The organism is Deefgea chitinilytica (assembly GCF_016881405.1).
In the GTDB taxonomy this organism is placed as follows: domain Bacteria; phylum Pseudomonadota; class Gammaproteobacteria; order Burkholderiales; family Chitinibacteraceae; genus Deefgea; species Deefgea chitinilytica.
The window spans coordinates 70,174-94,111 of the sequence record NZ_WOFE01000010.1; the positions used below are offsets into that span (position 1 = coordinate 70,174).

Sequence of the window (23,938 nt, forward strand, 5' to 3'; positions counted from 1 at the left end):
CATTATTTTTTCTCGCTATTAAAATCCACCGTTGGCGCGACTGAAATGGCCTTTTCATTTTCAACGCTAAAATTGGGTTTTAATTCAAGGCCAAACATTTTGGCAGTGAGATTATTCGGGAAAGAGCGCGCCGTCGTATTGAAGGTGCGTACGTCTTGAATATAACGATTGCGAGCGACGGCAATGCGGTTCTCGGTGCCTTCGAGCTGCGCTGATAAATCGCGGAAGTTTTCGTTCGCCTTCAAGTCGGGATATTTCTCCGCCACCACCATCAAGCGCGACAGCGCTGATGACATCCCCGCTTGGGCTTCTTGGAAGTTTTTCAGCGCGACCGGATCATTGGCCAATTCGGGCGTGATTTGCATACTGCCGACTTTGGCACGCGCTTCGGTGACTCCGAGCAGCACTTCTTTCTCATGCGCCGCGTAGCCTTTAACCACATTGACCAAGTTGGGCACTAAATCCGCGCGGCGCTGATATTGATTGAGCACTTCTGACCATGCGGCAGCCACCGCTTCGTCTTGCGCTTGCAATGCATTGTAGCCGCAGCCAGTTAAGGTCGAAGCAAGTAGAGCGATGATGATGAGGCGTTTCATAGTGGTATTCTCGCGTGAATTTAAGTGATTAAGTCTACTGCGATTTTGATGACGACTTTTTTAATCGGCATTGGTTCATTTAGCGCGCGGCACGGTTTGTGTAATTCGCCAGGGAAAAAAATCGCGAACATGCCCGGCGTGAGTACCAAACGGCTTTCATTCGCTTGCGGATGTACAAAGGCGATATCTCGCTCATCGAGCTGATCTTTCGCATTCTCTAGCGTAGGATTGGCAGGCAAAAAGCCAATGACTTCTTCGCCTTCCAGCAAATATTGAATATCAATATAGCGCTGATGAAACTCGGGCATCCCCGTTTCCCATGGCTGCGTCAGCGGCGTTTGCACGATGGCAATCATCTTGTCGCCATCAATCGGATAACGTCCCGGTGCCATCTGGCTGAAATCGGTGTGGCGTAAATAAGCGAGTGCGGCATTGAGCGCAGCGGGTAAAGGAAGGCTGGTTTGACTGATGTGGCTAAGAAACATAATCTGCAATCGGTAAGTTGGTGGAACGCAGAGGCAATATTACAGCATTGTAATTATGTCGCTTGAATTGTTTATGCCCAAATTAGATGATTTGAAGATCAATGACAGGTGAATCAAGATGAAAATTAAAATTCTGTGCGCGATTGCGCTGCTTTCAACAAGCGTTTTCGCGAACGATCCAGCGGTGCCAGAGCAAATGATGCGCGGCCGTAGTTCGCAGTATCAAGACGGTTTTCGTGATGGATTTCGCGAAGCCGTGCGGATGATGAATAGCAGTAACAATAATTGGAATAACGGTGGCGGTGATTACGGCGGCAATACGATCCGTATTTTGACCGCAATGTATGGCTCGCATGCGGGCACTTGTGATTTTACTGAGCGCTTAGCGCGCAGCGTGGAAGGCAAGTCTTCTTATTTCTTTAAACCGAGTAATAGCTGGTGTGGCGATCCATCCAACCACGTGGCTAAAGAAGCTCGCATCGAATATCGCTGCAGCCAATATGGCCGTACCAAACGCGTTGTGGTTCCCGAAGGTCGTGGTGAGTATTTGCGTTGCAACTAAGTATGTGTTGCAAAGCATTTATCGGTAATGCTTTTGAGGATATACAGTAAAAAGGCCACTCGATTGAGTAGCCTTTTGTTTACCGAGAGGGCGCTTATTTGAGCTTATCAAGCTGCACATTCAAGCTGTGCAATTTGTCGTGTAGCTCAATCACTTGTGCTTTGTCTTTCTCGACCAAATGCGCTGGCGCTTTTTCGGTGTAGCCTGGTTTTTCTAGCTTGGCGACCAGTTTTTCTAAGGCTTCAGCCGTTTTGCCGATTTCCTTGTTCAAACGGGCCGTTTCAGCGGCTTTATCGATTTCGACTTTGAGCATCAGGCGCGTCGTGCCTGCTACGGCTACCGGAGCATCGCCTTCTGGCAGTGCTGCAACGATATTCACTTCCGACAATTTCGCCAGTGGCATTAAATACTTGGCGTATTTTTGTAGCTCTGGACCGCCTTCAACAAACATCGGTACTTTCACCGCAGGGCTCAAGCCCATTTCGCCGCGCAAATTACGCGCGGCAAAGGCAATCGCTTTGAGCTCATTAATCGCAGCAATTGCTTCGGGTTTGATTTTGCTCGTATCGGCAACGGGCCACGCCGCCATCATCAGTGACTCGGTGTCTTTCTTGCCAGCCAGCGGAGCCACGGTTTGCCAGATTTCTTCGGAAATAAACGGCATGATTGGGTGAATCAAGCGCAAAATCGTTTCCAGTACGCGGATCAGTGTGCGGCGCGCGGCACGTTGTTGTGGCTCGGTACCATGTTGAGTTTGTACTTTCGCTAGCTCGATATACCAATCGCAGTATTCATTCCACGTAAATTCGTAGATCGCTTGCGCCGCCAAATCGAAACGGAAGGTATCGAGCGCGGTAGTGATGGTGGTTTCAGTTTCTTGCAGGCGAGAAATAATCCACTCATCAGCAAAGCTGTATTCGAGTTCTGCACCGTCTTCGAGGCCGCAATCTTTGTCGACGACATTCATCATCACAAAGCGGGTCGCGTTCCAGATTTTATTGCAGAAATTGCGATAACCATCGCAGCGTTTCTGGTCAAAATTGATCGACCGACCGAGTGATGCTAATGACGCAAACGTGAAGCGCAGTGCATCTACACCATACGCAGGAATCCCTTCCGGAAATTCCTTGGCGGTTTTGGCCGCCACTTTTGGCGCATTTTCTGGACGACGTAATCCCGTGGTACGCTTTTCTAGCAAGGGCTCTAGAGCAATACCGTCGATTAAATCCACTGGATCGAGTACATTGCCTTCGGATTTGGACATCTTATTGCCTTCGGCGTCGCGCACTAGACCGTGGATGTAGACGTGCTTAAACGGTACCTTGCCCGTGAAGTGCTTGGTCATCATAATCATTCGGGCTACCCAGAAGAAAATGATGTCGTAGCCGGTGACCAATACGGATGAAGGCAAGAATGCTGACAAGTCCGGCGTTTCATTCGGCCAGCCGTGGCTTGAGAATGGCACCATTGCCGAGCTGAACCACGTATCGAGTACGTCATTATCTCGCGTTACTGCTTTTCCGCCGGCTTTAGCGATGGCTTCAGCTTCGGTGCGTGCTACATACACTTGGCCGTCTTCATCGTACCAAGCTGGGATTTGGTGACCCCACCACAATTGGCGAGAAATGCACCAGTCTTGGATATTATTGAGCCATGCGTTGTAAGTGTTGACCCAGTCGCCCGGTACAAATTGCACCTCGCCGCTGTGTACGGCTTCGAGTGCTTTCTCGGTAATGCTGGTGCCATCGGCGGCAGGCTTACTCATTGCCATAAACCATTGATCGGTTAGCAATGGCTCGATCACGGTGCCAGTACGGTCGCCACGTGGCACCATCAGTTTGTGCGGTTTAGTGTCGAGTAACAGACCTTGCGCTTCGAGGTCGGCGAGCATCGCTTTACGCGCTTCAGATGTCGTCAAGCCCGCGTACGCTGCTGGCAATTCAACGCTGCCGAGGCTTGCACCGTCAAAGCTGAATACTTGCGCTTTAGCGAGAATGGTCGCTTGCAAACTCATTACATTGATCAGCTGCGTGTTGTGACGTTTACCAACTTGGTAGTCATTAAAGTCATGCGCTGGCGTGATTTTTACAAAACCAGTACCGAAAGCTTTATCAACGTATTCGTCGGCAATAACAGGGATTTGGCGGCCAGTGAGCGGCAACTCAACCATTTTGCCAACCAGGTGCAAGAATCGCTCGTCGTCTGGCGCAATCGCCACAGCCACGTCACCCAACAAGGTTTCAGGGCGCGTGGTGGCGACGGTGATAAATTCGTCAGAACCAACGACTGGATATTTGATATGCCACATATGGCCGTTTTCTTCTTCGGAAATCACTTCCAAATCAGAAATCGCGGTGCCCAGTTTGGCATCCCAGTTTGATAGGCGTTTGCCACGGTAAATCAAGCCTTCTTCATACAGGCGCACAAAGGCTTCAACGACGGCGGTCGACATTTTGTCGTCCATCGTAAAGTATTCACGGCTCCAATCCACCGACGAACCCATGCGACGCATTTGACCGGTAATCGTGTCGCCTGATTCTTTTTTCCATTCCCAGACTTTTTCAAGGAATTTGGCACGGCCCAGTTCGTGGCGGCTAATGCCTTGTGCATCGAGCTGGCGTTCAACAACGATTTGCGTCGCGATACCGGCGTGATCGGTACCTGGCAGCCATAAAGTGTTGTCGCCGCGCATACGGTGATAACGCGTCAGGCCATCCATGATGGTCTGATTAAACGCGTGGCCCATATGCAGTGTGCCGGTGACGTTCGGCGGTGGTAATTGGATACAAAATGCCTCGCGAGCAAGGTTCATGCTCGGTTGGAAGTAGCCTTGGCTTTCCCAAAACGGGTACCAATGCGATTCAATATTCTGTGGCTCGAAGCTCTTGGCGAGTTCCATAGTGCGTGCTCAGTTAAAGCGAAACCACAGATTATAAAGCCTGCTCGGCAGGAATGGGGAGTGGTGAGAAAAAAACCCGCGCTATGATTTTATTTATCCGTTTTGAGTTGTGCTTAATTTGTATTGAATCGATTGTGATGTAGATACCAATTTGCAAATTTTTGCTTTTATTCATTTCTTTCGAAGCGTAATATCCCTATCGACACTAGGGAATACCCTAGTGCGAAAACTTATAAATAGAGGATGAGAGAGATGAATAACATGCAAAAAGGCATGCGATTACGGCTGTCTGTGATGACGTTAGGTTTGATGTTGAGCACTAGCGTATTTGCGGCGGAATGGGCTGAGGGTAATACCTATACCGCAGGAGCACAGGTGACTTATGCAGGTAAAACCTATACCGCCTTATCGACGCATACCGCTTACGCAGGCGCAGGCTGGAATCCCGCGTCCACGCCGACCTTGTGGAAAGAAGTAACGGCAACGACCACTGTAGTACCGACCACTGCGCCAACTGCAACGCCAACCACTGCACCGACTAAAGCGCCAACCGCGACGCCAGTCGTCACACTTGCACCGACCGCCACGACAGCACCTAGCGTTGCCCCGACTGCAGTACCACCCGCATCAAGCTGCTTGGCGGCATGGAATAGTGCGACTGCGTACAACGGCGGTCAGCGGATTGCCTATAACGGCCGCAACTATGAGGCGAAATGGTGGACGCAAGGTAATGTGCCATCGGCAACGGATCAATGGGGGCCGTGGAAGGATCTGGGCGCTTGTGGTGATGTTGTCGTTACGCCAACGCCAACTGTAAAACCAACAACATCGGCCACACCAACGTCAACACCGGTGGTTACTGCAAGTCCGACGCCTACGGCGACCGCCACAGCAAAACCAACGACCAGTCCAACCGTCACACCAACAGCGACGCCAGTGGTCACGGTCAGCCCAACGCCTACGCCATCAACAACGCCATTGCCTGGCAATAACGATGCCTGCCGCCCAGAAGGGATGGCCGTATCTGCCGTGGCCGACGTGCCGTACTGCTTGGTTTACGATACTGCGGGTCGTGAAAAACTCGCCAATGGTTTGCAGCGCCGTAATATCGGCTATTTCACCAACTGGCGTACTGGCAAAGATGGCAAGCAGCGCTATTTGGCCAGCGATATTCCGTGGACTAACCTCACGCACATTAACTATGCATTTGCGCACATCGATAGCAGCAATAAGATTTCGGTCAATGCCGAAGTGGCTGGTAATGAATCGACCGATATGACTTGGCCCGGCGTTGCTGGTGCTGAAATGGACCCAAGCTTGTCGTTCAAAGGTCATTTCAACTTACTCGCCAAGTACAAAAAGCAATATCCAAATATGCGCGTACTGGTGTCGATTGGTGGCTGGGCTGAAACGGGCGGCTACTTCGGCGCTGATGGCAAGCGCGTGTCGTCAGGTGGTTTCTATTCCATGACGACGAATCCAGATGGCACCATCAATAGTGCAGGCATTAATACCTTTGCCGATTCGGTGGTAGCGTTCTTGCGCCAATACCAATTTGACGGTGCGGATATCGACTATGAATATCCAACTTCACTCAAAGACGCGGGTAATCCACTCGATTGGACCGCTTCAACGCCACGCTTGAAAGGCTTGCAAGCGAGCTATCGCGAATTGATGCGTGTATTGCGTGAAAAACTCAACGCGGCATCGGTCGCAGATCAGAAATACTACCAGCTCACCGCTGCGGTACCGGCTTCGGGCTATTTATTGCGCGGTATGGAAAACTTCCAAGCGGCTAAATACCTCGATTTCTTGAACGTGATGAGCTACGACTTGCATGGTACTTGGAGCCCATACGTTGGCCCGAACGCCGCCTTGTATGACGATGGTAAAGACGGCGAATTGGTGTTTTACAACGTCTACAACGATCCACAATACAAAGGCATCGGCTATTTGAACACTGACTGGGCTTACCATTTCTATCGCGGCATGATGCCCGCAGGCCGAATCAATATGGGCGTGCCGTATTACACCCGTGGCTGGCGTGATGTGAAGGGAGGCGGTGCTGGCGGATTGTGGGGTGATGCAACGACACAGACCTGCCCACCGGGTTTAGTGGCGCCGTGTGGCGTTGGCGCTTACGGCGTGGATAACATCTGGTTTGACGTCGATGAAAACGGTAAGGAACAAGCTGACGGCTCGAATCCAATGTGGCATGCCAAAAATCTGGAAAAAGGCATCGCTGGCGATTACCTCGCGCAGTTCAATATGACGGCAGCGAATATCGTCGGTAAATACACACGGTATTACGACAAGACCCTTGTTGCATCTTGGTTGTGGAACGATACTACTAAGGTCTTTATCTCGACTGAAGATGAAGAAGCGATGCAAACCAAGGCCGACTGGATTATTAAAAACGGCATTGGCGGCGCGATGAACTGGGAATTGGCCGGTGACTATGATTGGGATGCCAATCAAGCCAATCTGAACGGTACCAAAGGTCAGTACGTGCCAGGCTCAAGCTTAACGCGTTTGTTGGCTGATAAATTCCGTAGCGCAGCGCCATATGGCAACACGGTGGCCAGTACGGCGAATCCAACCAGCGCGGTGGTGCCAACTGAAGTGCTCGATGTGACGGTGGAATTGACTAAATTCCCAATGGGCGACGACGCTTTCCCAATCACGCCAACGCTGCATATTGTGAACAACACCGGCGTGGCGATTCCATCGGGCGGCAAAATCCGCTTCCAATATCCAGTGTCAGCACCAGACAATATGGAAGGCAGTGGTTTGACTGCGGTGGCTTCGGGTCACACCGGTAACAATATTGGCGGCTTGAAAGGCGATTTCCACACTGTGGAAATGAATATGCCGGCCTTGGCAATTGGTGCAGCGAAAGACGTTAAATTGACTTATCGTTTGCCAATTTCTGGGCCAAGCAATGTGCAAATCACGCTGAAAGGCAAAACATTCGCCATCAAGCAAGAATTGCCAAAATTGCCAGTTGGGAAGTTTTAATCTGTAATTTGAAGTAAATGGTATGAAGGGGTATCTTACTCTTGGCTTTGAATATTAAAGCCTAGGGTTGGATACCCTTTTCGAGTTGTGATGTGTTTATGAATTATTTTCAGCTGCTTTCGACCCAATGCCGACACTTGACTCGTCCTTGCAAAAAATACAGAACAGACGCCGGTTAATGAAATGGTCAGGGTTTAAAAACCACGTCAAATCCTGTTGATGCGTCATATTTAAAATTACCATTTAAACTATTGTCTCTGAGTATCAAATTCCACGCCGTAGACAACACATTTCCTAGCGCCGAATAAATTTCAGGACTACTTCCTGTGGCATTGTTATGGTGCAATAAATCAACATGGACGCAATCAATTGGCACGAGTTTATTTGCGGTAGCAAACTTAGCATATGGTATGCCTTCAATTATTGATATTTCTGGAAAATAAAGTGCTGCATAGCCAAGAGCTAAAAGGGAATTGCCGTGCGCTAAAACTACTGCTTCCGCAGGACTTGGTGTAATTCCATAAAATTTTCCAGCATGAGCTGCCAGTTGTTTTTTTATTGAATCAATTTGATTTAATAACCAAGTCGTCATGATTGAGCCCTAACCAAATCAGTGAAATATAAAACAAGATTATGATCAAATGACCGCTCTTGGCCGAACTCAGCCTTCATCCCGAATTAGCCCTTGGCTGATTAATTCCTGTTTCACCAATTCAGTAATGCGAGGTGCGAGGCGGCCTTCGAGTTCTTGGCTGATTTCTCCTGTGAGTTCGCGGAGCGTGTCGCCGTAAAATTGTGCCATGAGTTTGGAGAAGTGTTGCCGCGCCAATTGCTCTACTTCACTGGCAATGTCTACCGCGAGCTGTGCTCCGACGACGGCGGTGAGCTCTGCCACGGCGTCGCTATTGAGCAGCGGTGCGGCGTTCTCAGTATTAACGCTTGTCGTCTCAGTGATAGGGGGTGGTGATTCTTTGTTGGGTATTGAGCTGTAATCATTATTAGTTAATGACTCTGGCACTATACTGGCTTCTGCTTCTGCTTCGATCTCTGCCTCGTCTTCGCCGAGGTTGATTTCAAAGCGAGGTTCAATGTCGGTACTACTGAGGCTGAGATCTGCCACATCATTGTGATCGTCTTCCCAGTACAGACTGATTGGTGCGCTCGTCGCAACGATAGGGCTTGCAGCAGAAGTTTCTGACGCTAAAACTGTGCCGGCTTCGGCTTCGGCTTCGGCTTCGGCTTCGGCTTCGGCTTCGGCTTCGGCGATGGTGTCGATATCTAGCTGTTCGGCTACGTCGTCGGCGCTGGCTACGGGCTCTTCGACTAGATCAATGTTTAAGTCAAAATCGGTCAAATCGCTTGGCGTGACTACTTGCTCTGCGTGGCTTGGTAATGGAGCCGCAAAGCGCGCACTACTTTCGTGCTCAATGTCGTTCGCTGCAGAAGTAAATTCTTCAATCGTTAATTCATTGCTAGTGATTGAATCTTCGATGTCGCTGGCAAACGCGCTAGAAAAATCAATGACCAAGTCATCGGCGACAAATTCCAGCGTTGGCTCGGCTTGAACAGGTGCCGGTTTTGCTGTCGGGATGACGGGGGGGGTGTTGATGACGTCTAAATCAAGCAGTGGTAAATCTAAAAAAACAGGGCTTTCGGCTGCTGGCGTTGCCGGGGCTGAGCGCGGTTTTTCTACGAAGCGGGGTATGTCTGTTATGGGCTCTGTAGCTTTGGGCTCTACAGCAATACTTGGTTTTACGCTGGTGGCTTGTGATTTGTTGAGTGTAGCAGGCTCAAACATCAAACTTGGAATCGCTAGCTCGTTTTCACTAGCGAGTTTTTCGGCGAGTTTTTGCCGTGCTTTGGCCGATTGCGCTTGAGCTAGGCTACGCTCGATGTCTTCAATTTTTTGGATTAATTCTTCGTTGACGACGTCAGTCAAAATCGGAATATCAAAGGCTTCGGGCGCAATATCGGTTAGAACAGGAATGTCTTCAAACTGTGGCCCGGCAGGGCTACGATGGCGCGCCATCAGCGCATCCATTTTGTTAAATAGTGGATTTACCGAGTCTTCATTCGGGGTTTGTTTCTGATCGGCCACGGTTGAGCAGCTCCTGCATATCGGTCGCGTTTGGGGTATAGCCCTGTGCTTTATAGGCCGCCCAGCGTTGGCGGGCTGCCGCTTTGAGTTCTTCGTCGGTGTCGACAATTTCAATCAATCGACTGTATTCGCTAAATCGAGGCGCAATACGGTCGGTCCAGTTAAAGAGTATATCGCGTGGTGTGATGATTTCGACACGATGATCAATAATGATCGGCGTTTCCGCTGCAAACGTTGCATCCGCTTGGCAATGCGGCAGAAAACCTGCGGGCGGCATTTCCCACAGCAGGCTATCGAGTACCTTGGTCGCCGCTTCTGAGCCGGTGAGGATCACCATGCGTTTACTTTGCATCAGCGCTTTGCCAACCAGTTGGCAGAGCGCGGATTCGCGGTTGTTCACATTAAAGTAGAAAGAAATTTCCATGGGTGAGAAGTGAAGAGTGAAGGGCGAGGAGTGAGAGATTTACACCTCGCTCCTCACGCCTTACACCTTACTGTATGCTCCGTAGGTATTCAACGAGCAGCGGCACCGGACGTCCCGTTGCACCTTTGGCTGCGCCCGATTTCCATGCCGTTCCGGCAATATCTAAATGCGCCCATTTATATTTCTTGGTGAAGCGCGATAGGAAAGCCGCTGCGGTAATGGAGCCTGCTGGGCGACCACCGATGTTGGCCATGTCGGCGAAGTTGGATTTGAGTTGCTCTTGGTATTCGTCAAACAACGGCATTTGCCATGCTTTGTCATCCGTCTGGCGCGAGGCTTTGAGCAAATCTGCCGCTAAATCGTCGTCGTTGGCAAACAAACCGCTGGTGGTGTGACCCAAGGCAATAATGCAAGCGCCAGTTAATGTGGCAATGTCGATAACGGCAGCAGGCTCGAAACGCTCAACATAGGTCAGCGCATCGCATAAAATGAGGCGACCTTCGGCATCGGTATTGAGAATTTCAATCGTTTTACCGCTCATGCTGGTGACGATGTCGCCCGGTTTGACCGCGTTGCCGTTTGGCATGTTTTCGCACGATGGAATCACGCCAACCAGATTGACCTGCAGATCCAGCTCCGCTACGGCGCGGAAGACACCCAATACGGTGGCTGCGCCGCACATATCGTATTTCATCTCATCCATGCCTTCGCCGGGTTTGAGTGAAATACCGCCCGAGTCAAAAGTAATGCCTTTGCCAACTAGCACAGTTGGCGCAGTTTTTTTATCGGCGTTGCGATATTCCATCACGATGAATTTCGGCGGAACAATCGAGCCTTTGGCAACCGACAAGAACGAGCCCATTTTGAGGGCTTCGAGTTCTTCTTGTTCTAAAATATGGCAAGAAAAATCGTAGGTGTGCGCCAGATGTTGCGCGGTGGCCGCTAAATAATTCGGCGTGCATACATTCGGTGGCAAATTGCCCAAATCGCGCGTCAGATTCATACCGTGTCCAACACCAAGCCCGTACACAAGGCCCGCTTCGACGGTGGCGATGTCGGATTTTTTCGGTGCAACAAGGCTAACGAGTTCCAGTTTGATCGCGGGTGCTGGCTCGGATTTGAATTGTTCAAAGCGATAAGATTCGAGCATCAAGGCTTGCACGAGCTCATGAGCGAGGATTTCGTTGTCTTGTTTTTTATATTGCGCAAGCGATAAAGCCAAACAAGCGGAGGCGTTATTGCTGGCAATCAATGCTTTGGCAATATTAGCCGCCGCGGTACGTAATTCTTTGGAGTTTGGCTCTTTGCCAAGTTGGACTAAAATAACGCGCTTAAAGTCTAAACTCGCTGGTAGACCTAGTGTCAGCGTACTGCCGACTTTGGCTGCAAGTTCGCCGTCTTTAATTGCCGTACTAAACAAGTGCCCACATGTAATATCTAAATCTTTGGCAAAGGCGGGTAATTTTTCGCCAAGTACCGGTAAAACGACACAATCTGCATGCTCGGGTGCAGGGGAAACTATGGTAAATTCCATGAAAGGCTCCTGGTTGGGGCTGGCACTGCTTAAAGCGTACTTTAAAAGTGCTACGCATCCCATGATAACGGTTCGGGCGGTGGAAGCTAAAGCCTCCAATCTTCATTTACCAAACGTAGATTGCGGTTGCTGTTCCGGTCTCACCGTTGTGATGGGTGTTCGTTACTTTTAAAGCACACTTTAAACATTGGAGCAAAATTGCTCTGGTGGGCTGATTATTCACTGACCCTCGGGCCAAGTCAAAAGACAGATATAAATATTCCATGCTGTTTCGAAAAACATTAATTCATGAAATGACTTGGGTGGCCTTTGGGCTATTCGTCGTTTTATTGGTCATTGTGATGACCTCGCAGGTCGTTCGCCTTTTGGGTGAGGCGGCTGTTGGCACGCTGGCCTCTTCTGCCGTCTGGGCGGTAATGGGGTTTGCTGCTGTGCGTTATTTTCCCATTCTCTTTTCGCTGATGTTGTTTATTTCCATTTTGTCGGTCTTAACCCGGCTCTGGAAAGACCACGAAATGGTGGTGTGGTTCGCCGCAGGGCGCTCAATTCGGAGTTTTATTTTTCCGGTATTGCAAATGGGCCTGCCTGTGGTGGCGTTAATTGCGGCTTTGTCTTTGTTTGTTTCGCCGTGGGCGCAATTAAAGGGGCGTGAATACCGTGCGGCGAGTTTAAAAAATGAAGAAGTTTCGCAGGTTTCGCCTGGGATTTTTCGCGAATCGCGCGGCGCGGATCGGGTTTATTTTATTGAAAATTTTTCTGGTGAAGGCGGTCAGGGCGAGAATGTGTTTGTGCAGATTCGTCAGGATGGCAAAATTTCCACTGTCCTTGCCACGCATGGCGGCATGTTTGTGGATGATGCAGGGGATCGTTGGATGTGGCTCAAAGATGCGACGGCGTATCAGGCGCCTGTTGGCTCACCACAGTACGATATCTTAACGTTTAAAGAGGGACGGGTTCGGGTGGAAAATCCAACACAAACAGTGATTAATCCGGGCACAGAGTCAATGCGTAGTAAAGAATTGTGGGTGAGTGATGTACCTCAGCATCAAGCCGAACTGGCTTGGCGGATCGCTTTGCCGATTCAAGCTTTCTTGCTAATGCTCGCGGCAATTCCTTTGGCGTTTACCAACCCGCGTGGTGGTAAAGGCTATCACATGGTAATTGCGGCTTTGTTAGCGTTTGGCTATTACAACGGAATTAATGTGATGCAAGCATGGATTGCGGTGGGCAAAATACCCGCTGCTGTTGGGATGTGGCCATTGCATGGCGCGGTGGCGCTATTGACCATTGGTTTATTCTGGTGGCGTTCGCGCGTGCGGGGCTAATGGTATGAATCGTTTAGGTCGCTATGTATTTAAATCGGTATTTGGCTATGTGCTGATTACTTTGTTGGTTTTGACCAGTGTGTTTTTATTTTTTGACATGATCGCCGAGCTACGCGACGTGGGTAAAGAAGGCTACACACTACAAAATGCTTTGGTGTATGTGGCCTTAACTTTGCCCAGTCGCCTGTATCAATTATTACCAGTTGCGGTGTTGATTGGCAGTATCTTTGCGTTGTCGGGCATGGCTGATACCTCGCAAATCACCGTGATGCGTACTGCCGGGGTATCGATTTTGCGCCTCAGCGGCTGGATGTTGGTCTGCGGGATTGCTTATGCGTTGCTGACATTTTTGATTGGCGAGTTTTTGGCTCCGATTGGTAGTGAGGCGGCAAAACGCTATCAGGTTGAAGCGAAGCAGTCTGTGTTGTTGGGCAAGTTTCGCTCGGGTGTTTGGGTGAAAGACGGCTCTAATATCATGAATGTTTCGGTGATGAATCCAGATCTGAGCCTAGAGGGCGTTCGAATCTATGCTTTGGCTGATGGTGCTAAGTTGTCACATATTTTTGATGCGCAACGCGCCAGTTATGGGCGAGATCAACGCTGGCATCTTAGCAATGTGCAGCGCACTGATTTTCATAATGACAAGGTCATTCTCACTCGGTTGCCCAACTATATTTGGCAAAGCGAAGTCAATCCAGACATGTTGGCGGTGCTGATGATTAAACCGCAGGAAATGTCTGTAGATGCTTTGCGTAGTTATATTGGGCATTTAGAAACGAATAAGCAAAGCACTTTGCGTTACGAGTTGGCATTCTGGGCCAAACTATTTTATCCGCTAGCCTGTATTTCAATGATGCTGATTGCACTGCCGTTCGCATTAGCGCAACGTCGGGCGGGTAATGTGGGCGTGAAAATCTTTTTGGGGATTTTGCTCGGCGTCACTTTTAATTTTGCCAGCCAGCTAGTCTCCTATGTTGGCGAGTTATACGCTTTGCCGCCTATCCTTGCGGCAGGTTTGCCAAGTTTGGTCTTGATGAGTTTGGCGATCTTTTTCTTGTGGCGACAAGAGCGTGGTGGCTGATGAATGAATACTGGCTTTTTAAGAATCTATTGAAATAGGAAACGTGATGTATATCTTGCTAACCGGCGGTGCGGGCTATATTGGCTCACATACCTATATTGAACTAGTGAAGGCTGGCTTTAAGCCCGTCATTTTGGATAATTTTAGTAACTCTAAACCCGAAGTTTTTAACCGTGTTAAGACCATCACGGGTCAAGAGATTGAATGGGTGAAAGCTGATGTGCGGGATCGCACGGCACTGGATGCGGTGTTTGCCAAATGGCAATTTAGCGCTGTCGTGCACTTTGCCGGCTGGAAAGCGGTCGGTGAATCAGTCGCCAAGCCGCTGGAGTATTACGACAATAACGTCGTCGGTACGCTGCGTTTGCTCGAGGCGATGAAGGCTGCCAACGTCAAAAATCTGGTGTTTTCATCGAGTGCGACCGTGTATGGTGATCCGCATACCGTACCAATTTTGGAAGACTTCCCACTTTCTGCAACCAATCCGTATGGCCGAAGCAAATTGATGGTTGAAGACATTTTGCGTGATCTGCGCGTTGCTGAGCCGGACTGGAATATCGCCTTGCTGCGTTACTTTAATCCGGTGGGCGCGCATGAATCAGGTTTGATTGGTGAAGACCCGCAAGGGATTCCGAACAATCTAATGCCGTTTGTATCGCAAACTGCCGTCGGTAAACGTGCGCAATTGTCGGTGTTCGGTGGCGATTATCCAACGCCTGATGGCACTGGCGTACGTGATTACATTCACGTAGTGGATTTAGCGATTGGCCACGTCAAAGCGCTGCAAAAATTGGCTACCAATCCGGGCAATGTGACGGTGAGTTTGGGAACGGGCGTCGGTTATTCGGTGCTCGACATGGTTAAAGCCTTTGAGCAAGCCAGTGGCAAAGCGGTACCATACCAAATCGTGGCGCGTCGTGCTGGAGACATTGCTGCTTGTTATGCCAATCCAGCGAAAGCATTGGCTGAACTGGGCTGGCGCGCAGAGAAAACCTTGCAAGATATGTGCAATGACAGCTGGCGTTGGCAAAGCCAGAATCCAAATGGCTATGGTGATTAAACTCAGTCTCTGGTGCTTGGGGTATTGTCCTTTAGCCTTTGCGTAACAAAAGCTACACCCCAATACCTATTGGGGTGTTTTTTTATGCGCTGTCGACTATGGTTTAAGTTCAAACCACTTGAGCTTGACCGAATGAATATGCCGCTTTCTCGCCAATCGGGCGCGACGCTTCTGATTTTAATGCTGGTGATGATGTCCGTACTCGCCACCTTGCTGGTGTCTAGCCTGCGCGGTCGAAATGCAGAGGATACCCGCCGCGAGCAAAGCGCTGCGGCGATTGAACAGGCTAGGCAAGCGTTGCTGGCATGGTCGTTGAGCCGGGATGGCACAAGTTCAGGTCGCGGATTATCCCCAACGGAACTTCCGTGCCCTGCTGACCCCAATGCGATTGGCTCATTGGTTGGTGTTTCACGTTCAAGTTGTACAACGCCAGCAAACTTAATCGGCCTATTACCATGGAAAACGCTGGGGATTGCCAAAATCACAGATTCGTACGGTGAGCCGCTCTGGTATTCGCTTGATGTGCAATTTTCGGTTCGCTTTCAAAGCAATACGGTTCGGCGGGTCAATAGTGATAATTTGTCGCTGCTCGAGGTTTTTGCTGCCGATGGGACGACGAATTACAGTTTAAATGGTGAAACCGCTGCCGCGGTTATTTTTGCGCCTGGCCCTGCGTTAACAGGGCAAGATAGAACTGGTACATTAGCTGTAGCGCAGTATTTAGAAGGGGTGAATGGGAAAAATAATGCGACATTAGGAGGCCCTTTTATTGCTGGTGAACTCAGTGCAAATTTTAACGACCAACTGGGGATTATTACGGGTCGAGAGTTGATAGATAGAAGCGCTCGACGATTAGGGGATGTAATTGGCCAGCAACTCAATGTTTATTACCAAGCTTTTGCTACGAATTACCCCAGTTTAGTGCTAGCCCCTCGTTCACCATTTGCTAGACAAAATATGTTGGCATTGTTGCAGCAAATCCTGGGGGCGACCTCAGTGAATGTTTATGCAGCAAGCACTGATTTTGGTGATGTTTCGATTTGCCGTCGCCGTTGGAATGCATCGATTGCTTATGATACGGGTATGATGGTGATGGAGTCGCCTGGCAATAGTTCAAATTGGAAAAACTACACTGCGCTCGCTTGGTCGCAAGGTGTGAATCCAACTCAGGGTAATCCCCCTCAATGGGGAAACGGCACTGGATGTGCACTAAATTGTGCACCAGCATGGACTAGCAGTGGCCGAAATTCAGGCGGTACTGCCTATTTTAAAAATGATATGGTGAGCCGCTCAGGCAAAAATTGGCAAGCAATTCAGCAGATTGGAATTGGCTTAGCAGCGCCGCCAAGTGGCGATTGGGCTGATGCAGGCAGTTGTATTGGAACAGTACCGACCCCGACCCCTACCGTAACTCCAACACCATCTGCTACGCCTACGCCCTCGGTTACGCCAATCGTAACACCAACTCCAACTGTGACACCTACACCGAGCCCAACGCCAACTGCGGCACCAGTGCCTTATCCTTATCCGGCCGATATGGTGGGTGATTCGAGTTGCCGAGATAACAATATAGCTTCAAGTTGTGCGAGTAAGCCTAATTTATGCACTGGCATTTTGCCTCGGGCTGCAGACAGTTGGACTGGTGTCGGTGTTTTTCCAACGCCTGTGCCGGGTTTGCCCGTTTGGTTTCAGCAGAACATTTGGCATCGAGGTATCTTGTATGCGGTAAAACAGGGGAGCGTGTGTACGGCAAACTTTAGTATTGATGGAGCAGAGGACGTTACGATTGATGCGCTATTTATTTTGCCTGGTGCCGTGATTCGGCCAACGCCAAATCCCATCGCCAGAGCAAATAATACCGTAGTCGCCGCGAATGCGAGCACCGATTTAAGCCTGTATCTTGAAGATGCCGCGAATCAAAATAAATGGACTAATCCAAACGATAGAAATTACGTTACCCCATCGTGTTCTAGTAATGACGTCATGTATACCTGTAATAAAGGGGTGTGTAGCAAAAGGAAGCGCGCATGTTAATTGATGAGCAACGTGGTTTTTCTCTGGCCGAAATGGCGATTGTGCTGGTGATTGTTGGTATTTTGATGGCTTCGGGTTTGGGGGCGCTTAGTAGCCAGATGAGCAACCAGCGCATCAAAGAAACCAAACAAATGTTGGAGCGTGCCAATGAAGCTTTGCTTGGCTATGCCTTAAGCCACAATCGTTTACCTTGCCCGGCAGATAATGCAGGTGTCGAATTAGTTCGCAATGGCGCTGGCGATTGTCCGCAATCGAGTGGCAATCTACCGTGGTTAGATTTGGGTTTGCCAGAGTTTGATGCGTGGGGGCGGCGGCTGCAATATCGGGTAACCCCTGTTTTTGCTAGAAAAACGGCATCGTGCGGAGATTTGGCAACGCCCAATAGCGCGCCTTGTTTTAGTTTGCAATCTTCAGGTGATAACACGGTGAAGTCAGCCAGTCGTCGTAATGGCGTAGCAGTCACGGCAACAAACTTAATTTCCACAGTGCCAGCGGTGGCAATTATCTTTTCAGAAGGTCCAAGCGGTGGCGGTGCTGGCGCTGATGAACAGGAAAATCGCAATGGAGATGCACAATTTGTGCAAGACACGCCCGATGATGATTTTGACGATATTTTAGTCTGGCTTCCTACAGCCACCTTGTTGTACCGACTCTCTGCCGCAGGGAAATGGAGTTAGTTTAGGTGCTGATTGTTGCATTCGCCCCTGATAAACTCACCGACACGGTTTGCCCGATGGTGTAGCGATTGGCTTGGTCTGGGCTGACTAAGGTGGCGATGATGTCATTACCACAGGCAATGGTCATCAAGAACGCAACGCCCACCGACTCAATCGCTAATAAGGTTCCGACCAATTGCAAACGCCCGCTAGCGCGTTGGGGTAGCAGCACTTTTGCAGGCGTGTCATCGGCAACAATTTGCCCACGTTCTAGTTTGATGACTCGATTTGCTAGCCGGAAAATTTCCCCAACATCATGGCTGACCACGATGACGGTCGCATTGGATTCGCGCTGCCAGTCGATTAAATGCTGCTGCAATTCCACTCGCAAACTGCGATCGAGCGCAGATAATGCTTCATCAAGTAATAAAATCTCAGGCTCAGCAGCCAACGCTCGCGCTAGCGCAACGCGCTGTTGCTGCCCACCGGATAACTGCGCTGGTTTGCGTTCGGCCAATTGGCTTAGTCCCATTTGCGCCAATAAAGCTGTTACTTTTTGGGGATGACGCTGGTGCTGCGCGTAGCTCAGTTGCTCCCTCACGCTCATATTCGGAAACAACGCGTAATCTTGAAACACCAAGCCAACGCGGCGTTGCCGAGCAGGGAGATTGGTTTGGCGTTTAAACCAGACCTGATTTCCGTAATGAATCTCACCGTGTTCAGGTGATTTGAGCCCGGCGATCAGGCGTAATAAAGTGGATTTACCCGCGCCCGATGCACCGGAAATGGCGGTGATACTGCCCGCGGTAAACTCGGTTTTGATTTGCAAAGGCAGCGCGCCCTGCGCGGAATGCAGGGTGGTTTGAATATCAAGGCGTAGATTATTCATGCGTCACCCGTACGCTGAGTAAACGCAAAGCCAACAAGACGATAAAAGAAAATCCGACCAACACCGCAGCATACAGATGCGCGGCTGAATAATTGAGTGTTTCAACTTCGTGATATAGCGCAATTGAAGCGACCTGGGTATGCCCGGGAATGTTGCCACCTATCATGAGTGCAACACCAAACTCCCCCACTGTATGTGCAAAAGTTAGAATCAGCGCGCCGATAAAGCCCATTTTGCAATTAGGTAAAATCACGCGGGCAAGGATATTGACCTCGGATTTACCCAGCGTGCGGGCGGCATCGAGTAGATTGCTGGGGAGTTGCCGAAAAGCGTTGGTCAGTGGCAAGACCATAAATGGCAGGCTAAACACCATTGAGCCAATCACCAGACCGGGGTAAGAAAACACCAAACGAAGCTGAAATGAGTCGATTAGCCAGTGTCCCACAAGGCTATTGGGGCTAAACAGCAGTAAAAGGTAAAACCCAAGTACAGTAGGCGGAAGTACTAAAGGTAGACTAGTGATGACTTCTGCAATATAACGTATCCGGCTGTGACCAAATGCTAACCAGTACGCCAGCGGTATACCTACGATAGTCAACAGCAGAGTGGTGTGTGTAGCGAGCTTGAGGGTCAAAAAGAGCGGTTGTAACTCAAGCACGGTGCACCTGCATCGCATTGGATTTAACTAGCCATTCGATGTCTTGACCGCTGGCCAGTTGCATTCGTTCGCACGATGCGCGGGTAATCAGCGCATGCAATATGTGTCCTGCAAAATTAAAGCTAATTCGGCTCAGTAGTTGGCTGGATTCAATCTGTGTAATTTGCGCGTGAAAGCGGTTTCTGAGGCTAATTTCTCCGTGCAGATTGACGGCGATGGCGACTTCGTTTTCGGCAAAGGCAAATTCTAGCGCCTCACCAGTTTGCCATTGCACCACATCGTCACTGATGCCGAGCAGCATCGCGCTCAACAGATGCCCGTCGCATTGCGCGGCGACGAAAGCAAAGCCGCCGTGAATTTCAATTTCTTGCAGCGTCGCAGGCAGTCGATTCATCGTGCGGGTACCAAAAAGCCATAACGTTGAAAAATAGCGTGTGCGGCAGGGCTTTGCAAATAAGTCATAAATGCCTTTGCGGCGGCATTATCTTTGCCGTGATCAGTGAGCACCGCTCCATGGGCAATCGGCTGATGCATGGATTGCGGTATCGCTAGCCAAGCTCCGCTTTGCGGTTGATCTGGATTGGCGACGATCGATTTGGCGACGAATCCAGCTTGCGCCGCGCCGGTACTGATAAATTGGCTGGCTTGCGCAATGCTCTCACCAAAAACGAGTTTATTGTTGGCCGCAGGCAATAGGTTTTGTGTCGTTAATAATCGTAACGCTTCGCGGCCATACGGCGCGCTATCGGGTTGGGCGATGGCGATTTTCTGCACTGCATTCGATTTAAGCCATGCTTGCCAATCACTTGGGATCTTGGTTTGAGTCGTCCACAGTACTAATACGCCATTGGCGTAATTGACTACCGCGCCGGAGGCTGCCCCCACTTTGATGAGCTCTTGCGGGTATTTCAAATCAGCCGACATCAGCACATCAAACGGCGCGCCATTGCTAATTTGCGCGAACAGCTTGCCTGATGCGCCAAAGCTGGTTTGAAAAGTGTGTCCCGTTTGCTGGTTAAAATCTTTACTGAGCGCAGCAATGGCGGGCTGCAGACTTGCCGCAGCGGCCAAGCGAAACTCGCCTGCGAAACTGAAATTGCTAAGCAAAAAGAAAAAATACAATAGCCACGTTTTCATCGACAAGCTCGCTAGGGTGAGCTTGGACTATAAGGGCAATACGCTAGAAAATCGATACCCCAAAGTGGGCGGCTGGTTTTGCAGGACGTAAAAAAGCCCAAGTGAATCACTTGGGCGGTCGGTTTTAGCTATTTCGGTCAATCGCCAGGGTCGCCAAGGCATGCAAACATTGCGTATAGGGATTGTCGGGTAAGTTGGCGAGGCAGGCTTTGGCGCGCTCAGCTTCTGCTTCTGCCGTTTTGCGGGCGTAATCGAGCGCCCCTGATTGTTGAACGGCGGCTAGTACTGCATCGAAATTCTCGCGCTTGGCGTTTTCAAGTGCGTCTTTAACGACCGCGGCAGCCGCTGCTTCGCCGTGTTTCATTACATAAATCAGTGGTAGCGTCGGTTTGCCTTCGGCCAAATCATCGCCGAGAGATTTGCCGATTTCTTCTTGTTTGCCAGAGTAATCAAGTACGTCGTCAACAATTTGGAACGCAGTGCCCAAATGCATACCGTAATGAGCGATGGCTGCTTCGGTTGCTGCATCACTATCAGTTAAAATCGCACCAAGGCGAGCTGCCGCTTCAAAGAGTTTGGCCGTTTTGTAGCGAATGACTTTGAGGTAGCCGTCTTCATCAATGTCGGTATTGCCAATGTTCATTAATTGCAACACTTCGCCTTCGGCGATGATGTTGGTTGCGTCGGATAATACTTCCATCACGCGCATCGAGCCGCAGCCGACCATGATTTGAAACGCGCGGCTGTAAAGAAAATCGCCGACCAAGACGGAGGCGGCATTACCAAATAGAGCATTAGCGGTGTCGCGGCCACGACGCAGGCTGGATTCATCGACCACATCGTCGTGCAGTAGGGTGGCGGTATGGATAAATTCAATCACCGCCGCCAGTTCGTGATGTTTGTGACCTTGATATCCCAGTGCTTGCGCAGCTAGTAGTACAATCATAGGCCGCAAGCGTTTGCCGCCCGAGGCCACAATGTACTCGGCGACTTGGCGTACCAAGACGACTTCTGAATATAAACGCTCACGAATGACGCTATCTACCGAGGCCATATCGGCATCTATGACCGATTTCACAAACTTCATCGACACGCTGGGTTCACCCTGATTGTGGCGGCCTGCACTAAAAATCGTGCGACCAAATTGAATATAATCATGTGATTCTAGCAGGAAACTATAAAAGCCGTCTTGCTTGACGGTATTGTCTCAGTTAAGTGCTTGACTCTATTAGGAATCGTTAGTAGAATGCCCGATTCCCAATTTTGGGAAGGCACGCGAGCGTAGCTCCGTGTTGGGCCAAACTCCCTAGGAGCTTGTTATGTATGCAGTCGTAAAAACCGGTGGCAAACAATATAAAGTTGTTGTCGGTCAAAAATTGAACATAGAACAGATTACTGCAGACGTTGACAGCCAGATCGTACTCGAAGAAGTATTGATGGTTGCAAACGGTGAAGCCGTACAAATCGGCGCGCCTTTGGTTGCTGGTGCATCCATCAAGGCTACTGTAGTGTCGCATGGTCGTGGCGAGAAAGTACGCATTTTCAAAATGCGTCGTCGTAAACACTATATGCGTCGTGCTGGTCATCGCCAAAACTTCACTGAAATCCGTATCGACGCTATCGTCGCTTAATTAAGGAGCTAAATAATGGCACATAAGAAAGCTGGTGGTAGTTCACGTAACGGTCGTGATTCAGAATCAAAACGCCTCGGTATCAAAGTATACGGCGGCGAGTTGATCCCTGCAGGTTCAATCATTGTTCGTCAACGTGGTACTGAATTCCACGCTGGTGACAATGTAGGTATGGGTAAAGATCATACTTTGTTCGCTAAATGCGATGGCTACGTACAGTACGCAGTGAAAGGCGCTTTGAAACGCCGCACCGTAACTGTATTGCCATACGTTGGCGAAGAAGAAGCTGCTGCTTAATTTGCGGCTTCTTAGCTAGTTTTGAAAGCCCTGTCCATGCGATAGGGCTTTTTTTGTTTAAGATACTATGCTGGTTTAAGTCTAAGCGGTTTGCTCGATGGATTTAGTAGGTATATAGCTCCATCTAGCAAGCCACTTCGCTTGCAGTGAAATACCCAATAGTTTGAATAAAATCGGTAGGAGAAGTGTATGAAATTTATTGATGAAGCTCGCGTCGAAGTGATCGGCGGGAAAGGCGGCAATGGTTCAGCCAGTATGCGTCGTGAAAAATTCGTTCCGCGCGGCGGCCCGGATGGCGGTGACGGCGGTAAGGGTGGCACGGTGTGGGCGATTGCTGATGAAGACATCAATACGCTGGTCGATTACCGTTTTCAAAAAAAATACAAAGCACGCGATGGCGAAAATGGCCGCGGTGCTGATTGCTACGGTAAAGGCGGTGACGATATCGAATTGCGGATGCCGATTGGTACCGTGATTACCGATGTTGAAAGCGGCGAAGTCATTGCCGATTTAACGACCAAAGGCATGCGTGTGGCGATTGCCAAAGGCGGTACTGGCGGTTTTGGTAATTTGCATTTCAAATCATCGACCAACCGCGCGCCGCGCCAAACCACGCCGGGCTTTGAAGGCGAACGCCGTGACTTGCGTTTGGAATTGAAAGTACTGGCCGACGTGGGCTTGCTCGGTATGCCTAACGCGGGTAAATCGACCTTTATTCGCGCCGTTTCTGCTGCCAAACCGAAAGTGGCTGATTATCCATTTACCACTTTGCACCCGAATTTGGGCGTGGTGCGCATCGATGAGAATCGCAGTTTTGTGATTGCCGACGTTCCCGGTTTGATCGAAGGTGCCGCCGAAGGCGCAGGCTTAGGTCATCGTTTCCTCAAGCATTTGCAACGCACCGGGATTTTGCTGCACTTGGTGGATTTGGCACCATTTGATTCGGAAACCGATCCCGTCGCCGAAGCCAAAGCGATTGTTGAAGAGCTGCGTAAATACGACGAAGAGCTCTACACCAAGCCACGCTGGTTGGTACTCAATAAAGTCGACATGATTCCCGAAGACGAACGCGAAGAACGCGTGAAAGCCTTTTTGGAGGCCTATGGCTGGGATGCCGGCACGGACAATCCATACGCCGAGTTCGAGCCACTGAAACCACGCTTGTTTGTCATCGCTGGTTTAACCGGTGAAGGCTGCCGCGATTTAACCTACGCGATTATGGACTACCTCGAAGCCGCGAAGAAAATCGCTAAAGAAGAGGCCGAAGCCGAAGCCGCTCGCTTGGCCGCCGAAAAAGCTGCCTTACTCGCCGCCCGCGCTGCGGCACTTGAAGCGCGTGATGTGAAGTAATTTGCTGAGGACGCGACACCAAGATCGGTATTGTGTTTTTTAGTAACGCAGGTTGAAATAGATGGGTATATGCTTGTAGTGCTTTTTAGAAAAAGCCTGCGTTCATATACCCTTTGTTTTTTATAATTTCCCCGAGGTTGCTTGAAAAATGTCAGTTAGGTGGCAATGTTTTTGATTGTTTTTCCCGCCGTTTAGCTTTAGCCT

At 49.9% G+C, this 23,938-nt stretch carries 22 protein-coding genes; 10 read left to right on the top strand and 12 right to left on the bottom strand.

Going from position 1 to position 23,938, the window contains the following annotated elements; genetic code table 11:
* Nucleotides 1-2: 2 nt before the first annotated feature.
* Entirely contained in the window at nt 3-596 is a 594-nt protein-coding gene (locus GM173_RS14375) for a LemA family protein (protein WP_203572084.1), read from the bottom strand.
* A gap of 20 nt (nt 597-616) precedes the next feature.
* Nucleotides 617-1,081, bottom strand: coding sequence for a NanQ anomerase/TabA/YiaL family protein (locus tag GM173_RS14380; RefSeq protein WP_203572085.1), 465 nt, complete (start codon nt 1,079-1,081; stop codon nt 617-619).
* A gap of 118 nt (nt 1,082-1,199) precedes the next feature.
* Here GM173_RS14380 and GM173_RS14385 point away from each other — a divergent pair, with 118 nt between their 5' ends.
* Nucleotides 1,200-1,643, top strand: a complete 444-nt coding sequence (locus tag GM173_RS14385) for a hypothetical protein (protein ID WP_203572086.1) — start codon at nt 1,200-1,202, stop codon at nt 1,641-1,643.
* A 94-nt stretch (nt 1,644-1,737) separates the two neighbouring features.
* Here the strand turns inward: GM173_RS14385 and GM173_RS14390 are convergent, their stop codons facing one another.
* The gene (locus tag GM173_RS14390; RefSeq protein WP_203572087.1) at nt 1,738-4,542 is read right to left on the bottom strand and encodes a valine--tRNA ligase; all 2,805 of its coding nucleotides are present in this window, start codon (nt 4,540-4,542) and stop codon (nt 1,738-1,740) included.
* 252 nt (nt 4,543-4,794) lie between these two features.
* Here GM173_RS14390 and GM173_RS14395 point away from each other — a divergent pair, with 252 nt between their 5' ends.
* Nucleotides 4,795-7,560 carry a glycosyl hydrolase family 18 protein gene (locus GM173_RS14395; protein WP_275412358.1) on the top strand — a complete coding sequence of 922 codons (2,766 nt, stop codon included), beginning with the start codon at nt 4,795-4,797 and terminating at the stop codon, nt 7,558-7,560.
* 187 nt (nt 7,561-7,747) lie between these two features.
* Here the strand turns inward: GM173_RS14395 and GM173_RS14400 are convergent, their stop codons facing one another.
* The 4 genes from GM173_RS14400 to GM173_RS14415 all read right to left on the bottom strand — a co-directional run bounded on the left by GM173_RS14400 (nt 7,748) and on the right by GM173_RS14415 (nt 11,616).
* Complete coding sequence (locus GM173_RS14400) at nt 7,748-8,152, bottom strand: hypothetical protein (RefSeq protein ID WP_203572088.1); 405 nt, start codon at nt 8,150-8,152, stop codon at nt 7,748-7,750.
* Between the two features lie 69 nt (nt 8,153-8,221).
* Nucleotides 8,222-9,658: a hypothetical protein gene (locus GM173_RS14405; RefSeq protein WP_203572089.1), complete on the bottom strand. Its 1,437-nt coding sequence runs from the start codon at nt 9,656-9,658 to the stop codon at nt 8,222-8,224.
* Nucleotides 9,630-10,082 carry a DNA polymerase III subunit chi gene (locus GM173_RS14410; RefSeq protein ID WP_203572090.1) on the bottom strand — a complete coding sequence of 151 codons (453 nt, stop codon included), beginning with the start codon at nt 10,080-10,082 and terminating at the stop codon, nt 9,630-9,632. Before GM173_RS14410 ends, GM173_RS14405 begins: the two co-directional genes overlap by 29 nt.
* 67 nt (nt 10,083-10,149) lie before the next feature.
* Nucleotides 10,150-11,616, bottom strand: coding sequence for a leucyl aminopeptidase (locus GM173_RS14415; RefSeq protein WP_203572091.1), 1,467 nt, complete (start codon nt 11,614-11,616; stop codon nt 10,150-10,152).
* Between the two features lie 263 nt (nt 11,617-11,879).
* On the opposite strand from GM173_RS14415, the gene lptF reads away from it, so the two are divergent.
* The 5 genes from lptF to GM173_RS14440 all read left to right on the top strand — a co-directional run bounded on the left by lptF (nt 11,880) and on the right by GM173_RS14440 (nt 17,793).
* Complete coding sequence (lptF, locus tag GM173_RS14420) at nt 11,880-12,941, top strand: LPS export ABC transporter permease LptF (protein WP_203572092.1); 1,062 nt, start codon at nt 11,880-11,882, stop codon at nt 12,939-12,941.
* Between the two features lie 4 nt (nt 12,942-12,945).
* Nucleotides 12,946-14,022: an LPS export ABC transporter permease LptG gene (gene lptG, locus GM173_RS14425; RefSeq protein ID WP_203572093.1), complete on the top strand. Its 1,077-nt coding sequence runs from the start codon at nt 12,946-12,948 to the stop codon at nt 14,020-14,022.
* A 46-nt stretch (nt 14,023-14,068) separates the two neighbouring features.
* Nucleotides 14,069-15,082: a UDP-glucose 4-epimerase GalE gene (galE, locus tag GM173_RS14430; RefSeq protein WP_203572094.1), complete on the top strand. Its 1,014-nt coding sequence runs from the start codon at nt 14,069-14,071 to the stop codon at nt 15,080-15,082.
* An 84-nt stretch (nt 15,083-15,166) separates the two neighbouring features.
* The gene (locus GM173_RS14435) at nt 15,167-17,116 is read left to right on the top strand and encodes a type II secretion system protein (RefSeq protein ID WP_203572095.1); all 1,950 of its coding nucleotides are present in this window, start codon (nt 15,167-15,169) and stop codon (nt 17,114-17,116) included.
* Nucleotides 17,110-17,793: a prepilin-type N-terminal cleavage/methylation domain-containing protein gene (locus tag GM173_RS14440; RefSeq protein WP_203572096.1), complete on the top strand. Its 684-nt coding sequence runs from the start codon at nt 17,110-17,112 to the stop codon at nt 17,791-17,793. The genes GM173_RS14435 and GM173_RS14440 overlap by 7 nt, the downstream gene beginning before the upstream one ends.
* A gap of 1 nt (nt 17,794) precedes the next feature.
* Here the strand turns inward: GM173_RS14440 and GM173_RS14445 are convergent, their stop codons facing one another.
* The 5 genes from GM173_RS14445 to ispB form a co-directional block, all read right to left on the bottom strand.
* Nucleotides 17,795-18,661 carry a sulfate/molybdate ABC transporter ATP-binding protein gene (locus GM173_RS14445; protein WP_203572097.1) on the bottom strand — a complete coding sequence of 289 codons (867 nt, stop codon included), beginning with the start codon at nt 18,659-18,661 and terminating at the stop codon, nt 17,795-17,797.
* The gene (modB, locus tag GM173_RS14450; RefSeq protein WP_308439609.1) at nt 18,654-19,319 is read right to left on the bottom strand and encodes a molybdate ABC transporter permease subunit; all 666 of its coding nucleotides are present in this window, start codon (nt 19,317-19,319) and stop codon (nt 18,654-18,656) included. The genes GM173_RS14445 and modB overlap by 8 nt, the downstream gene beginning before the upstream one ends.
* Nucleotides 19,312-19,713, bottom strand: a complete 402-nt coding sequence (locus GM173_RS14455) for a TOBE domain-containing protein (protein WP_203572099.1) — start codon at nt 19,711-19,713, stop codon at nt 19,312-19,314. The genes modB and GM173_RS14455 overlap by 8 nt, the downstream gene beginning before the upstream one ends.
* Nucleotides 19,710-20,456, bottom strand: coding sequence for a molybdate ABC transporter substrate-binding protein (modA, locus tag GM173_RS14460; RefSeq protein ID WP_203572100.1), 747 nt, complete (start codon nt 20,454-20,456; stop codon nt 19,710-19,712). Before modA ends, GM173_RS14455 begins: the two co-directional genes overlap by 4 nt.
* Before the next feature lie 124 nt (nt 20,457-20,580).
* Nucleotides 20,581-21,543 (bottom strand): octaprenyl diphosphate synthase, encoded by a 963-nt coding sequence (ispB, locus tag GM173_RS14465; protein ID WP_203572108.1) that lies wholly within the window; start codon nt 21,541-21,543, stop codon nt 20,581-20,583.
* 232 nt (nt 21,544-21,775) lie between these two features.
* Here ispB and rplU point away from each other — a divergent pair, with 232 nt between their 5' ends.
* The 3 genes from rplU to obgE all read left to right on the top strand — a co-directional run bounded on the left by rplU (nt 21,776) and on the right by obgE (nt 23,734).
* Nucleotides 21,776-22,087 (top strand): 50S ribosomal protein L21, encoded by a 312-nt coding sequence (gene rplU, locus GM173_RS14470; protein WP_203572101.1) that lies wholly within the window; start codon nt 21,776-21,778, stop codon nt 22,085-22,087.
* Nucleotides 22,088-22,102: 15 nt separating this feature from the next.
* Nucleotides 22,103-22,384, top strand: coding sequence for a 50S ribosomal protein L27 (gene rpmA, locus GM173_RS14475; protein ID WP_173533190.1), 282 nt, complete (start codon nt 22,103-22,105; stop codon nt 22,382-22,384).
* Between the two features lie 189 nt (nt 22,385-22,573).
* Nucleotides 22,574-23,734, top strand: a complete 1,161-nt coding sequence (gene obgE / locus GM173_RS14480) for a GTPase ObgE (protein ID WP_203572102.1) — start codon at nt 22,574-22,576, stop codon at nt 23,732-23,734.
* The last annotated feature ends 204 nt before the right edge of the window (nt 23,735-23,938 follow it).